A 14,507-nucleotide genomic window follows, 5' to 3' on the forward strand; every position below is an offset into this window, starting at 1 on the left:
ATCCCGATTACCTCGGAAGGGAAGCACAACAGTTTATAAATGTTATTTTATCCCTTTTTTTTGAAATCATCAGCCTTCTACCCCATGCAAACACGTCTATTTCTGAAAATTTATGAGTTTTAACCCTTACTAGGAAGTCCGATACCTTGACTGACATCATTTTAAGTGATAAAAAGGTACTTCGAAGTGATAGAGAGACACTTAGTTTCATGTTTTTAAGGCTTAAAAGCCATATAGGCAGCCTATTTTTTGATTTTCTATCCTTTATTTTAGATAATTTAAGGCTTCGAAGCCTTCCGATGCGCCTAATAAGCGATAATGTATCACAAGTAAGCATCAAATTATCGAATGGAAGCATGCTTTTTTCACTACGAAGGCTGTTTATATGGCTTTTAATGCTCCCTAAATGGAAACTATGCCTGTTAATCACCCTTCTCCCCCATCCCCTAAGGGGTAGAATACATCAAAAATAGTATTGTTTGTTAATCTATTTAGGTAAACATTCTCGGCGCAGGGCTTGCGCTAGCATTTCGAACAGGTAAGCGTAGGAGCATTTAAATCTCGATTATCGAGTAAAATTTATTCAAACTTAATGGACTTCGCCGGAGAGATTTTGGTGATAATGTAAGACGGAATTAAAAGCATGAGCATACATAGCAATAACACACCCACGTTAAGCACAATAACATGAATTGGGTTGATATATACTGGCGCTTGGGATACGTAATACGTGGAGGCATCTAACGAAATAAAGCCAAATTTTTGCTGAAGAAACAACACCCCGAGTCCGATGAGATTGCCCCAGAACAATCCTACAACTAGTAAGTAAGCAGCGTTGTATAGGAAGATTTTACGTATGCTCCAATTGCTACTTCCCAAGCCTTTTAAAAGACCAATCATTTGGGTACGCTCTAAAATTAAAACCAACAAAGCGGTAATCATGTTTATCCCGCCCACAATTACCATAATACCAATGATTATTGCAATATTGAAATCGAACAACGCCAGCCATTCAAAAATGGTATAATACTTTTGGGAAATAGTCTGCGAGTCCAATGTAGAAAGGGTAACTCCGTATATCTCACGTCCTTTTTGTTCAATTTTATCAAAATCATCCACAAATACCTCAAATGTTCCTACTTGATTGTCTTTCCAGCGGTTCATGCGTTGAATGTGGCGTAAATCAGTAAAGATATAATTGGCATCAAAATCTTGAAATCCGCTATCGTAAATCCCTACGATTTCAAATTTTATTTGATTGGGAATATCGCTAACATCTTCCTTAAGGAAAAATGCCCAAAACGTGTCTCCCACTTTAAAATGAAGTCTGTTTGCCAAATAGCGGGAAATAAGAACTTCTTCATTTCTCTTTTTGGTATAATCCGGTAAGCGCCCTTCCACTAAAAAATCCTGAAAAGGCTCCCAATTATAATCTGCTCCAACCCCTTTGGCAATAATCCCTTCAAAGGTGTTTTCCGTTCTAATTATTCCTCCTTTGGTGGCAACCGCTTGCACATGGCTAATGCCGTCTACGGTTTTAAATTCAGGATAAAAATCTTGCTGAAGGGAAATAGGGTTTACCGAGACATCGGAAGTATTATTATCGTAATTGTAGATTTGAATATGCCCATTAAAAGCTGCTATTTTTTCCCGAATCTTTCGTTGCAACCCCACTCCCGTGGCAATAGCTATAAGCATCATAATAACGCCCAAAGCAATTGCGGTAATGGCAATTTTTATAATTGGCGCCGATATACTACTTTTATGCTCCTTTCCCTTTATAAGGCGTTTGGCAATAAAATATTCTAAATTCAAACTATACGATACTTTATGAGCTTCAAAAATACATTTTTATTATTGTTTTTCGTAGCGATTTCCTGCGGGAATAATCAACCGAAAAAAAATGCTCCTCTTACGAAGACGGAAACAACTTCCGAAGAAAAAATTATTGTCGGCGCCAATAGAATGGAAGAATATCTTCCTTTACTGAAGAATAAAAAGGTAGGTATCGTAGCGAATCAGACTTCCGTAGTTTTCAGGAAAGATGGCAGTTATAGCCATTTGGTAGATACTTTAAAAAGTTTAAACGTTGATATAAAAAAGATATTTTCACCCGAACATGGCTTCCGCGGAAAGGCTGATGCTGGCGAACATGTAAAAGGGAATATTGATACCAAAACAGGTTTGGAAATTGTTTCCCTTTACGGAAAACATAAAAAACCAGCTCCCGGACAATTACAAAATCTCGACGTAGTTGTTTTTGATATTCAGGATGTTGGAGTTCGTTTTTACACCTATACCTCTACCCTTCATTTGGTTATGGAGGCCTGTGCGGAAAATAACGTTCCTGTTATTGTTTTAGACCGTCCAAACCCGAATGCTAGCTATGTAGACGGACCAACTCTAGAAATAGAACATGCCAGCTTTTTAGGAAAAGTCCCTATTCCATTGGTATACGGACTAACGATTGGGGAGTATGGTAAAATGTTGAATGGCGAAAAGTGGCTCGAAAATGGCGTGAAATGTGATTTAACGGTAATTCCGAACAAAAACTATAACCACACTTCGGCATATAACCTCCCGATAAGGCCTTCCCCTAATTTACCGAATGACCAATCGATAGCATTATACCCAAGTCTTGGTTTTTTTGAAGGGACTAACATCAATGCTGGACGGGGAACGGAGTTTCAGTTTCAGCGTTATGGCGCTCCTTGGTTTAACAAAGAGCATTTTCCTTTTTCATACACCCCAAAACCGAATTTCGGTTCTAAAAATCCAAAACATGATGGAAAGCTGTGCTACGGGGAAGATTTAAGCAATATTGATGCTCCGAAAGCCGTAAATCTGGAATGGCTTATAAAGGCTTACAATGGCACTGAAGACAAGTCTGAGTTTTTTAAAGATGGCTCTTTCACCCTTCATGCCGGAACGGAAAAATTGAGAAAGCAAATAGAATCGGGTTTGACAAGTGAAGAAATCCGCGCAACTTGGAAAACCGATTTGGATGCATTTAAAAAGATTCGGGAGAAGTATTTGATTTATGATTGATAAAATATTGTATTCTAATGTTCATTTTTTCCATCGATGAAAAAACGAACCAAAAAAATCTAGGCTTGCTATAAAAATATAAGAAAATACTACGGAACCCCCAGCCACTGATAAAAATAACTCGCCCTTCCTACGGTCGGACTCAAACAGATTTTTATCATTTACCCACACTGCTTCCTTGATTTTCAATATTTTTCTAGACAGGCCAAAACAAGTTTCTAATTCCCATTAAAGAATCTGTATAGAACGCGTTAACCTCCAAGCTGAATACTAAGAAATTTAATATACTCTCGCTCGAATCCTCTAAAAAAAATTGTAAGAAGATATAAAGTTTAAAGATAGTCCGTCACTACTTAAATTTTGCGCCCTCTGGTGCCCGATACTTGGAGAATGGTATTTTTAGGAGTTTAACTACATCTGTATTGGAGTCAACATCGGGGTACGTATCTACACCATACACTAAATCTTCATTTCGCATACGGGAAAAAGTCCCAAAAATACGGTCCCAAATGGAAAATATATTTCCGTAGTTGGTATCTGTATATGGGAGTACATAGTGATGATGTACTTTGTGCATATCTGGCGAAACAATAATCCAACTTAAAGCAGAATCAACACCTTTCGGTAATTTAATGTTAGCATGGTTAAATTGCGAAAAAACTACCGATAGTGATTGGTATAGTAAAACAATACCAACGGGAACACCACCAATAAAAACCCCAAGCAAGGTAAACACAAATCGCACCACACTTTCACCGGGATGATGCCTGTTTGCCGTGGTTGTATCCACATGATTATCGGTATGATGGATGAGATGGAACATCCACAATGGTTTTATTTTGTGTTGTACCCAATGCGCTAGCCAAGCGCCAATAAAATCCAACAGTAGCAATCCAACCAAGATAGTTGCCCACAACGGCATATTTAGCCATTGCAAAACCCCAAATTGAGTTTCTACCACCCAATCACTCGTCTTTAACAGCAAGAATGCCAAGACAAAGTTTACCACAATCGTTGTTAAGGTAAAAAAGAGGTTTGGCCAAGCATGACGGAACTTTTTATACTGAAATTTAAACAGTGGAACACCATATTCCAATAGCCAAAAAAAGGTGATTCCCGAAATCAAAATAAGACTGCGGTGCGAGGAAGGTATGGTTTCAAAATAACTGATAATCTTTTCCATAATTACAAGATACAAATATTTTGAAAGTTGAATTTGTTTAATTTGACTATCAGACAATGATTGTACCTAAACTCTATATGTTCATTTTTTCCATCGATGAAAAAACGAACCAAAAAAATCTAGGCTTGCTATAAAAATATAAGAAAATACTACGGAACCCCCAGCCACTGATAAAAATAACTCGCCCTTCCTACGGTCGGACTCAAACAGATTTTTATCATTTATCCCCACTGCTTCCTTGATTTTCAATATTTTTCTAGACAGGCCGAAATCACCTGGAACAATCTAAAAATCTTCTGAACCGATTTGCTTTAATCACTTAAAGAAGAGACATAAATAAGGACTATATTTCTACGCCTTTTCGCAAGCCTACTTCGGTAATCGGGCTTTCATGGCTTCTACAATATTGTAAGCGGCGGGACAAATAGCTGTGTTCTTTATGGTAAGATTTCCTATTTGATGGAATTTCTTTCGGTCGGTGTGCGGGTATTCTCGGCAGGCTTTGGGTCTAACTTCGTAAATCAAGCAATAATTATCGTGTCCTAAAAAAGTACAAGGCACCTCTTGAAGCACATGGTCATTATCCTCATCTACTCGCAAATAGGTTTCTACAAACTGTTGTGGCTTTAATTTTAAGTGCTTTGCAATACGCTCGATGTCGGCATTGGTAAAAAGTGGGCCAGTTGTTTTGCAGCAATTTGCGCAGGTAAGACAATCGGTTCTTTCAAATTCTTCATCGTGCAATTCCTGCATCACGTAATCCAAATCCTTTGGCGGCTTCTTCTTAAGCTTCGCAAAGTATTTTTTGTTTTCAGCCTTTTTATCGTTGGCCAGTTGCGGGAGTTGTTTTAAGAAATCTTGCATATTTTACTTTTCCGAAGTGCAAAATTACAAAACGCCGCTTGTAAAACTTGAAATAACTGCGGATTTAAGATAATCTCACTACTTTTGCTGGAATAATGCTTTCAACCATTTTTTAATGAAAGACCTCATAGGCCTCGCAATTCAAGATTATTACAATGATAATTTCACCGAAGAAATCTATACAGAAACTTCTATTTCTGAAGAAGACATTCTTCCTGTCTCTTATCTTTTTCGAGAGTATGATGAAATGCCAGTTTTGGAACAAAAAGCCCTTCAACTTGCAAGAGGAACTGTTTTAGATATTGGTTGCGGAGCTGGGAGCCATTCTCTTTATCTTCAGAATAAAAAGAAAGTTGATGTAACTGCTTTAGATATTTCTGAAGGCGCTATCGAGGTTTGTAAAAATAGAGGTGTTGAAAAAACCGTTCACGGAAATGTTTTTCAGTTGAAAAATGAAGAATACGACACTGTTTTATTACTAATGAACGGTACGGGGATTTTTGAACGCTATAAAGAAGTTCCTAATAAATTAAAACACCTAAAAAGCTTACTGAAAAAAGATGGCCAGATTCTTATCGATTCCTCCGATATTATTTACATGTTTGATGAAGATGAAGACGGCGGAAAGTGGATTCCCATGGACGGCGATTATTACGGCGAACTAAGCTACACCCTGAAATACAAAGGGCAGACCGAAACGACTTCTTGGCTGTATTTGGATTTTGATACCTTGCAAACACTAGCCGAAATGGCGGGACTTACTTGTGAACTAATAGCGGAAGGTGACCATTACGATTATTTAGCGCGATTATATTAGTATGCAGTTCGCAGTTTTCAGTATTCAGTATTCAGTTAAACCAAAAAGCCTTTCGTCTTCAGACATCAGTCTTTGAATTAAATTAGGTAAATTAATTTCAAAAATAATTGACTACCCCAAAGAAAATAGGCTTTTTCCCTGTCCATAATGGCGATTTATCCCCTTGAAAATTCCTGTTTCTACCTTTAACTTTGGAAAGTCCTTCATCAATCTATCCCAAATATATACTTGTCCTTGACTTCTAGATAGACTGCTTAAGCAATAAAAAATGGTATGCTTTAACGGTAGAAATCATCAATGATTACTATCGCCAACTTAAAAAAGGTAAACATGTCAACAATCCAACCAACCTCCCGTAAAGAGCGCTACAAAGTGCTCGATGTACTGCGTGGCTTTGCTTTAATAGGCGTACTTATTGCAAATATGTTTGCCCATTCGGGTTATTTCTTTATGACTCCAGAAGCTCAAAACAACTTACCAAATGCTGAAGCAGGTAACATCTTGCTATGGATAATACACTTTACTACCGATGGGAAGTTTTACTCCATTTTTTCTTTACTTTTTGGTATTGGTTTTGCTTTGCAACTAAATCGCGCTAAAGCCAATGGCGTCAAGTTTACAGGTCGCTTTATGCGTAGGTTATTTATCCTTTTACTTTTTGGAATTCTGCATGCCTTCCTGTTTTTTGTCGGGGACATTCTTACGGTGTATGCTCTTTTAGGATTCGTACTCCTATTTTTCACCAAATTCTCCAACAGATCCCTGCTTATTTGGACTGCTATATTGCTGACCCTTCCAATATTTCAATATTCCTTAAAATGGATTGGGAATTTAGGCAATCCTCCTCTAGACCTTTCCGGGCAATACGCATTCTTTGAAACTATTCTTCAGACTTACAAAACAGGTTCTTATAAAGATATTATAATGATTAATATTGGTGGGACATTCTTTGGGCGTTATCCCGATCTTATATTTACAGGAAGATTTTTTAAAGTGTTAGCTATGTTTTTATTGGGATATTGGGTGGCGCGGAAGACACTTTTCAGAAATCTTGAAACACATATCTCTTTTTTTAAAAAGGTAGTAAAATGGGGATTCCTCATTGGAATTCCTTGTAATACTATTTTAGCACAAATGATGACTACGGATGCCTACTATAACTTAGCACCAAAAGGAATTATACAGCCGTTGGTTTATGCCTTTGGTGTTCCTGCATTGGGGCTAGCTTACGCAGCGGGATTGGCTTGGCTATACACCAATCCATTTTGGCAGAAAAAACTTGAAATTCTGGCTCCTTTTGGGCAAATGGCGCTAACCAATTACATCACCCAAAGTATAATTTGTGTATTTATTTATCAAAGCGTAGGTTTGGGTCTTACCGGCGAACACGGCCCCGTTACATTTACGCTAATTGGTTTGTGTATTTTGCTATTTCAAATTGTTTTCAGCAAACTTTGGCTTACAAAATTTCGATTTGGACCCTTGGAATGGCTTTGGCGATCGCTCACTTATTTAAAATTTCAACCGATTTTAAAACAGCAAAAGGATATAGTTACAAACATACAATAGATGAAAATGCCTAACATTTAAACCCCAGGCTTCGGTCTCCCGTCTCCCGTCTCCTGTCTCCTGTCTCCTGTCTCCTAAGGAATATTTAAATACTTATGGGTTTGTAGCGATACTTTCCATTTCGGGTTTTTCATTACATAATCTACAATTTCAGGAACTACCTTATCACGCTTACTCCATTCGGGCTGTAGGTACAAAATACAATCTCCATTCACTTTTGCCGCTTGCTCTTCCGCAAAGACAAAATCGTGCTGATTGTAAACAATCACTTTTAACTCGTGTGCCTTCTTATAGACTTCTTCAGTAGGCAATTTCAGTTTTTTAGGCGATAGACAAATCCAATCCCACTCACCAGTTAATTTATAAGCTCCCGAAGTTTCAATATGCGTTTTGAGTCCTTTTTTCTTTAATTCTGAAGTGATAAAAGACATATCCCATGTTAAAGGTTCCCCTCCAGTGATAACTATTGTATGGGAATATTTAGCAGCGTTTTCAACAATCTGGGAAACCTCCGTTGGTGGATGAGTTTCTGCATTCCAGCTTTCTTTTACATCGCACCAATGGCAACCCACATCACAACCGCCAATTCTTATAAAGTAAGCGGCTGTTCCTTTATGAAAACCTTCCCCTTGTATGGTGTAAAACTCCTCCATTAACGGTAGCATTTGCCCCGCATTTACACGCTCTAAAATCGCCTCTTTTGTCATGCCGCAAAGATACGGTTTCCTTTTTGATTATTGAGCAGCATGAAAAATAGGATTTACCAAGGCAAAAAAAAACCACCCTAAAAAGGTGGTTTTGTAGTTATATTACTTATTCCTTTAATTCTTCTTTTCACCTTTATCTTTAAGCGTATCGAACATAACAGGTGTTGCGATAAATAAGGATGAATACGTACCTACAGCGATACCCACAATCATCGCAAACATAAATCCACGTAAGGATTCACCACCAAAGATGAAGATTGCCAATAATACTACTAAGGTAGTTAAAGAGGTATTAAGCGTTCTACTCAACGTGCTATTTAAAGCCTCGTTGGTATGGTATCCACCGCGCCATCCTTTCTCTTTAACCACTTCACGAATACGGTCGAATACAATTACGGTATCGTTTAATGAATAACCGATTACAGTAAGGATTGCGGCAATAAAAGCTTGGTCAATCTCCATGTTAAAAGGCATAATACTTGAAGTGATTGAGAAGATTCCCAACACTATCAATACATCGTGGAATACAGCTGCTACCGCACCTAATGAGAATTGCCATCTACGGAAACGTAATAAGATGTACAAGAACACAACCGCTAGCGAACCGATAATTGCCCAAACTGCATTTTTCTTAATATCATCTGCAATCGTTGGTCCTACTTTTATAGATTGAAGAATACCAATTTTATCAGTTCCACTTCCTGTAGTGAAATCTTCATAAGTAGCTCCTTCCGGAAGGTATTTCTTCAAAGTTGTAAATAAACTTTTTTGAATTTCCTGATCTACCTCAGTTCCTTCTTCGTCAACTTTATATTTAGTTGTTATTTTCACCTGATTTGCATCACCAAACGTTTTCACTTCAGTATTTCCAAAAACTGCATTTAAATCGTTCGCAATTTCTGATGGGTTCACTGGATTTACAAAACGAACTTGATAAGAGCGGCCTCCAACAAAATCTACACCACCTTCAAGACCTTTGGTAAACAATGAAGTTAAACTTATCAAGATTAAAATTCCAGAAACAATATATGCCACTTTACGCTTCGCAAGAAAATCGAAGTGTGGATTCTTAGGTAATTTACTGGTAATTCCAGTTGTAAAAGTCATCGGGTTTTTACCACCTTTAACATTCCACTCCACCAACAATCTTGTTACAAAAATTGCAGTGAATAGAGATGTAGCAATACCAATTAATAAGGTAGTGGCGAAACCTTGGATAGGACCAGTACCGAATAATAATAAGATAATCGCTGTTAAACCAGTGGTAATATTTGCATCTAGAATTGAAGATAGTGCATTGCTAAATCCATCTGCAATTGCTTGCATTTGTCCTTTTCCAGCTCTTAATTCTTCTTTAATACGTTCGAATATAATTACGTTTGCATCAACCGACATACCGATGGTTAATACGATACCCGCAATACCAGGAAGCGTTAGTACCGCTCCTAGACCTGCCAGCACCCCGAAAATTAAAACAATGTTGAAAACTAAAGCGATATCAGCAAAGATTCCAGCTCTACCGTAGTAAGCCAACATCCAAATCAATACCAAAATCATAGCAACAATAAACGAGAACATCCCGCTATCGATAGCTTCTTGACCAAGCGACGGACCAACAACTTCTGATTGAATGATATCCGCTGAAGCTGGTAATTTACCTGCTCTAAGTACGTTCGCTAAATCGGCTGCTTCGTCTAGTGTAAAGTTTCCAGAAATTTCTGAATTCCCTCCTGTAATTGCTCCCTTAGAAACACCAGGTGCAGAATACACAATATTATCCAACACAATAGCAATATTACCTTGCTCTCTAAAAGCTTTGCCAGTTACCTCTTCCCAAATTTTTGCTCCTCTAGAACTCATTTGCATTGAAACTGCTGGCCTTCCTGCCAAATCGTATGATTGTTGAGCATCGGTAATTACGTCACCGCTCATGTTAGGGATGTTCTCACGGTTCCCTTTTAATGCATACAACTCAACAACCGAAGCCTCTTTTGGAGGAATTCCCCAAGCAAATTTTGCATATTGAAGGTTAGCAGGTAATTGCTGCTTTATTTCTGGCATTTTTAAGTACTGCATAAATTGTGCAGTATCTTTTGTTGCTACCATGGCAATAACTGGAGATCCTTGTGCACCTCCGCTCACCAATAAATCAAATAAAGGATTTACTTGATTGGCAATATCTAAAGAATCTTCCTCCGCATTGGATAAAAGAGAATCGATTTCAGAAGTAGTTTCTTCTTGTGCTTCTTCTTTTTCAGCAGGAGCAACAATATCTTTAAGTGTATTATTAGCAGCTACTAAAAACGGTGCCACTTGATCTGCTTTATACGTTTCCCAGAATTCTAACTGCGCAGTGCTTTGTAATAGATTTTTAACTCTATCTACGTCTTTAGCTCCTGGCAATTCCACCAAAATACGTCCAGAAGTACCTAAACGTTGAATGTTTGGTTGGGTAACCCCAAATTTATCAATACGCTTACGCAATACCTCGAATGCAGAAACAATAGATTCGTCAATTTTTCTACGGATGATAGGCTGAACCTGTTCATCAGTCATTTGAAAATTAATCTCTTCGCTTAACGTTTTATTAGCAAAGATATCCGGAGAAGCTAGTTTTGTAGAACCAGCACTTGCTTTTTCAAACTCTTGAAAGAACAAGTCGATATAATCATCTTGACTGTCTTTTGAAGCTTCATCGGCTTGTGCCAACGCTTTATTAAAAACAGGATCTTTGGTATTATTTGCCAATCCTTTCAAAATATCCTTAACAGATATTTGAAGAATTACGTTAATTCCACCTTTAAGGTCAAGACCTTTGTTTAATTCTTTTTCTTTTACCTCATCATAGGTAAATTCAGCAAATCCTAGATTGAAAACCTCTTGACTTCCAAGAGAATCCAAATACCTAGATTCTTCGGCTTCACGCTTCGCTACATAGTTCTCCTCTGCATCCGAAATTTTGTTAAGTGCATACGTTTCTGCCTCTCCTTCTACCTTGTTTGCAACAAATGTAAAAGACAATTGATAGATACTTACAATACCAAACAAAATAGCAAACAGCCTAATAAGTCCTTTATTCTGCATTCTAAATTTATTTAATGGTCAATTTTAAAAACGGACAAATATAGGGTTTACGATAAGAATTGACAATTATTTTTTTTGAAGTTTTAAATACAAAAAATCCTACAAAATTTAATTTTGTAGGATTCTAATAAATTCTATTATAGAAATGCGAAAATTACAGCTCTAAAAGTCCGTTAGTTTTTCTAACACCTTCAGCACTTTCCTGAAGCTTTTCTTTTTCAGCATCTGTCAATTCTATTTCAACAATCTCTTTGATACCATTCTTTCCAAGAATTACAGGTGCTCCGATACAAATATCTGAAAGCCCATACTCGCCATCTAGCAAGACAGAACAAGGGAACATTTTCTTTTGATCACACGCAATTGCTTGTACCAAACCAGAAACCGCAGCTCCAGGCGCATACCAAGCACTGGTTCCTAACAACTTAGTAAGAGTTGCACCACCTACTTTGGTATCTTCTTTAACTTGCTCCAAACGGTCTTCGGCTAAAAACTTGCTTACAGGAACACTATTTCTAGTAGCCAAGCGCGTTAATGGAAGCATTCCCGTATCGCTATGCCCACCAATTACCATTCCGTCTACATCAGAAATAGGAGCTCCAAGCGCCTCTGCCAAACGGTATTTAAAACGAGCACTATCTAATGCACCGCCCATACCGATAATTTTGTTTTTAGGAAGTCCAGTTGTTTTATGAACCAAGTACGTCATCGTATCCATTGGGTTACTCACAACGATAATGGTTACATCCGGAGAGTGCTTAATTAAGTTGCTAGAAACATCCTTTACAATTCCTGCGTTGATACCAATCAATTCTTCACGTGTCATTCCCGGCTTACGAGGGATCCCACTAGTAATAACTGCAATATCAGAACCAGCTGTTTTAGAATAATCGCCGGTTGTTCCTGTAATTTTAGTATCGAAATTATTTAAAGAAGCCGTTTGCATTAAGTCCATTGCTTTTCCTTCAGCAAAACCTTCTTTGATATCTAGTATAACTACTTCTGAAGCAAAATCTTTAATTGCGATGTACTCCGCACAGCTAGCACCTACTGCTCCTGCTCCTACAACTGTAACTTTCATATTTTTATATTATTAGTTTAAATGAATGTATATTATTCCATTTACTCATCAATATTACTAGAATAAAATGTGTCTTTTTACTTTTATCTTTATCACAAAATAAAACCGTAGCTTAGGCTATGCTGTTATTTTCTTCTTCGCTAAAAGAAAAAATCATCCATTTTCTTTTACAGTAATATCAATTAATAAATGGTATTAAAACACAAAGCTACTAATTTTAACACAATCAGTAGCTTTGAAAATTATTAAAAAATGTTATAAAAAGTCGTTCAGCTTAATTTACCATCTTCGTATATTCAAAAATGTAAGTCCCTAAATTTTTCCATTCTATTTTGTTTTTAGGGTACTTCAGTTTGAAGGCTTCACTATCGGCGAATAAGGAATCATAAGCTTCTTTGAAATCTTTTTTATTTAACCAAAAAATATCGTCTCCCTTTTTTACATAATAGGACTTGTCCAAACCTCCAGCTACATTAAACCCACCAATACCTATTGAAGTGGTTCGCTTAGCATTTGGGTCTCCATAAACTTCAATTTTATCACTAAAAGTTGGATTCACAAGCTGCATTAAATAATCTTTGTGCTTTTTCTTATTTTTAAGTGACACCGTGTGCTTCTTAAAATAAATATATCCTTGCGAAATGATATCCCCATCTAGCTTTCGACTCTCCCACTGTCTTGTATCCTCTAAAAAACGTGAAATTTTACCTAATTTCTCAAGTCCGCCAGGATACAAATACATTTCGTCAATATCTTCAGAGTCAATCCGATGCTTCTTCCCGCTAACACTGTCTTTTATTTTAATGTAGTAAATTTGACCTTTCTTTCTATCCACATCCTTTTTATAGCCTTCTATGACCGTACCATCACCCAACTTAACTATAGATAATTTATTTCCTGAATAACTGTTATAAACCGGATCAAACATATTGACATCAGCTTCCACATTATCTTGTGCAGATACACCAGCACTAGACAACAACAGTACCATTAAAAAGTTTTTAATTTTTAGATTTAGTTTCATACTATAATTTTAAATATTTTATGAAACTAATGTATTAAAAATTTTCTATAAATGTGTAGGAAATTTATTTAATTTATCTAAATCCGAAATTTAGCCCTACGGAAAAGCTGTCGTATTCTGCAAAAGTATAATCCGCATTAAGGCGGAAAAAACCGAGCTTCAGTCGCGTACCTAGCGTCCCTCTTACCCCTGAAACTTTGCTGGAAACGGAATACGGATCTACAATAGCCTCCGAAGAAAGTCCGAGCGCATCATTGGTTACAATATAGGTCCCTAAAATATCTGATTCGGATTTCCCAGTTAAATATCCGATGCCACCATAAAAGTTAATTATTGGCAAACGAGTGGAAGCGATTGCTTGAAACAACCATGTATTGGTATCATTTTCTAAACGTTGGTTTTCGCCTTCTATCCCCGAAGTTTCCGTAAAATCGTGTTTTCCATCAAGATGTGTATAAGAAACTAATCCTGAGATTGCAACTGGCAATAATTTATCGGCTGGCAACCAGTGGGTAAATTCATGTTGCAAACCAAAGCCGTACATCCCGATCTCTGTATCATCGGAGTTAACCTTAGGCACAAACCTCGCTTTGAATTCAGTACCAAAAGACAAACCAATGCTTCCTTGCAAAAAGGCTGTCGGTAAAAAGCTCAAGCCTTCAGCTGCCAAACCGTTTGGCAACTCCAATTCTACGGATGCATTTCCAAATATAGGATCGTCGTAAGTAACCTCAACCAAGACAGCAGGATCGTTCTCACCCAAAACCGTTCCCACATTTTGCGCTGACGGACCTTGGACAAAGGATACGTTTTCGTAATCATTTGTATCCATGAAAAACTGTTTTTGACTATCATCGATAACTCCCGCGTTGGCCATAACGGAAATCTCGAAACCCAACAGCGGTTTCACCTTAGCGGTATTATACCAACCGTTGTTAATTCCATACATTAAAGCATCCGTTCCGGGAGCTAAATAATCATTTGTAAAACGCTGCGCGTCCTCCACACCTGCAGCTAAAAGGGCATCAAAGCTATCTTGTGCTTGAGTAGTTACACACAAAAGTGAAGCAACAGCAATAAGTGATTTTTTCATGTTCAATTTTTATTTTTTAAGATTTGAAACAGTGCGC

At 37.4% G+C, this 14,507-nt stretch carries 11 protein-coding genes; 3 read left to right on the forward strand and 8 right to left on the reverse strand.

All coding sequences use genetic code 11. From position 1 onward, the window contains the following. Positions 1-579: 579 nt before the first annotated feature. Positions 580-1,815, reverse strand: coding sequence for an ABC transporter permease (locus tag NDQ75_RS01115; RefSeq protein ID WP_202028927.1), 1,236 nt, complete (start codon positions 1,813-1,815; stop codon positions 580-582). A 15-nt stretch (positions 1,816-1,830) separates the two neighbouring features. Between NDQ75_RS01115 and NDQ75_RS01120 the strand changes: the two genes are divergently transcribed. Continuing rightward, positions 1,831-3,048, forward strand: coding sequence for an exo-beta-N-acetylmuramidase NamZ family protein (locus tag NDQ75_RS01120; protein ID WP_202028928.1), 1,218 nt, complete (start codon positions 1,831-1,833; stop codon positions 3,046-3,048). 349 nt (positions 3,049-3,397) lie between these two features. On the opposite strand, the gene NDQ75_RS01125 is transcribed toward NDQ75_RS01120, so the two are convergent. After that, complete coding sequence (locus NDQ75_RS01125; RefSeq protein ID WP_202028929.1) at positions 3,398-4,231, reverse strand: sterol desaturase family protein; 834 nt, start codon at positions 4,229-4,231, stop codon at positions 3,398-3,400. 369 nt (positions 4,232-4,600) lie between these two features. Next, the gene (locus tag NDQ75_RS01130) at positions 4,601-5,095 is read right to left on the reverse strand and encodes a YkgJ family cysteine cluster protein (protein WP_202028930.1); all 495 of its coding nucleotides are present in this window, start codon (positions 5,093-5,095) and stop codon (positions 4,601-4,603) included. 115 nt (positions 5,096-5,210) lie between these two features. Between NDQ75_RS01130 and NDQ75_RS01135 the strand changes: the two genes are divergently transcribed. After that, positions 5,211-5,912, forward strand: coding sequence for a class I SAM-dependent methyltransferase (locus tag NDQ75_RS01135; RefSeq protein ID WP_202028931.1), 702 nt, complete (start codon positions 5,211-5,213; stop codon positions 5,910-5,912). Between the two features lie 330 nt (positions 5,913-6,242). After that, on the forward strand, positions 6,243-7,481 hold the full coding sequence (locus NDQ75_RS01140) for a DUF418 domain-containing protein (RefSeq protein WP_202028932.1): 1,239 nt from the start codon (positions 6,243-6,245) through the stop codon (positions 7,479-7,481). 74 nt (positions 7,482-7,555) lie between these two features. On the opposite strand, the gene NDQ75_RS01145 is transcribed toward NDQ75_RS01140, so the two are convergent. From NDQ75_RS01145 to NDQ75_RS01165, 5 genes are all read right to left on the reverse strand, one after another. After that, on the reverse strand, positions 7,556-8,188 hold the full coding sequence (locus NDQ75_RS01145) for a 7-carboxy-7-deazaguanine synthase QueE (protein ID WP_202028933.1): 633 nt from the start codon (positions 8,186-8,188) through the stop codon (positions 7,556-7,558). Between the two features lie 114 nt (positions 8,189-8,302). Next, positions 8,303-11,272 (reverse strand): protein translocase subunit SecDF, encoded by a 2,970-nt coding sequence (gene secDF, locus NDQ75_RS01150; protein ID WP_202028934.1) that lies wholly within the window; start codon positions 11,270-11,272, stop codon positions 8,303-8,305. Positions 11,273-11,426: 154 nt separating this feature from the next. Beyond that, a complete protein-coding gene (gene mdh / locus NDQ75_RS01155; RefSeq protein ID WP_202028935.1) occupies positions 11,427-12,353 on the reverse strand; it encodes a malate dehydrogenase in 927 nt (308 codons plus the stop codon). A gap of 274 nt (positions 12,354-12,627) precedes the next feature. Continuing rightward, the gene (locus NDQ75_RS01160; RefSeq protein WP_202028936.1) at positions 12,628-13,377 is read right to left on the reverse strand and encodes a hypothetical protein; all 750 of its coding nucleotides are present in this window, start codon (positions 13,375-13,377) and stop codon (positions 12,628-12,630) included. A 73-nt stretch (positions 13,378-13,450) separates the two neighbouring features. Then, a complete protein-coding gene (locus tag NDQ75_RS01165; protein ID WP_202028937.1) occupies positions 13,451-14,470 on the reverse strand; it encodes a DUF6588 family protein in 1,020 nt (339 codons plus the stop codon). Positions 14,471-14,507: the final 37 nt, after the last annotated feature.

The sequence above is a fragment of the Galbibacter mesophilus genome, assembly GCF_023721415.1.
Lineage (GTDB): Bacteria > Bacteroidota > Bacteroidia > Flavobacteriales > Flavobacteriaceae > Galbibacter > Galbibacter mesophilus.

Bases quoted from the DNA above. Each gene is read 5' to 3' on its own strand.
- NDQ75_RS01120 (WP_202028928.1), top strand. From the start codon at position 1,831: ATGAGCTTCAAAAATACATTTTTATTATTGTTTTTCGTAGCGATTTCC.
- NDQ75_RS01125 (WP_202028929.1), bottom strand. From the start codon at position 4,231: ATGGAAAAGATTATCAGTTATTTTGAAACCATACCTTCCTCGCACCGC.
- NDQ75_RS01130 (WP_202028930.1), bottom strand. From the start codon at position 5,095: ATGCAAGATTTCTTAAAACAACTCCCGCAACTGGCCAACGATAAAAAG.
- NDQ75_RS01135 (WP_202028931.1), top strand. From the start codon at position 5,211: ATGAAAGACCTCATAGGCCTCGCAATTCAAGATTATTACAATGATAAT.
- NDQ75_RS01140 (WP_202028932.1), top strand. From the start codon at position 6,243: ATGTCAACAATCCAACCAACCTCCCGTAAAGAGCGCTACAAAGTGCTC.
- NDQ75_RS01145 (WP_202028933.1), bottom strand. From the start codon at position 8,188: ATGACAAAAGAGGCGATTTTAGAGCGTGTAAATGCGGGGCAAATGCTA.
- secDF (WP_202028934.1), bottom strand. From the start codon at position 11,272: ATGCAGAATAAAGGACTTATTAGGCTGTTTGCTATTTTGTTTGGTATT.
- mdh (WP_202028935.1), bottom strand. From the start codon at position 12,353: ATGAAAGTTACAGTTGTAGGAGCAGGAGCAGTAGGTGCTAGCTGTGCG.
- NDQ75_RS01160 (WP_202028936.1), bottom strand. From the start codon at position 13,377: ATGAAACTAAATCTAAAAATTAAAAACTTTTTAATGGTACTGTTGTTG.
- NDQ75_RS01165 (WP_202028937.1), bottom strand. From the start codon at position 14,470: ATGAAAAAATCACTTATTGCTGTTGCTTCACTTTTGTGTGTAACTACT.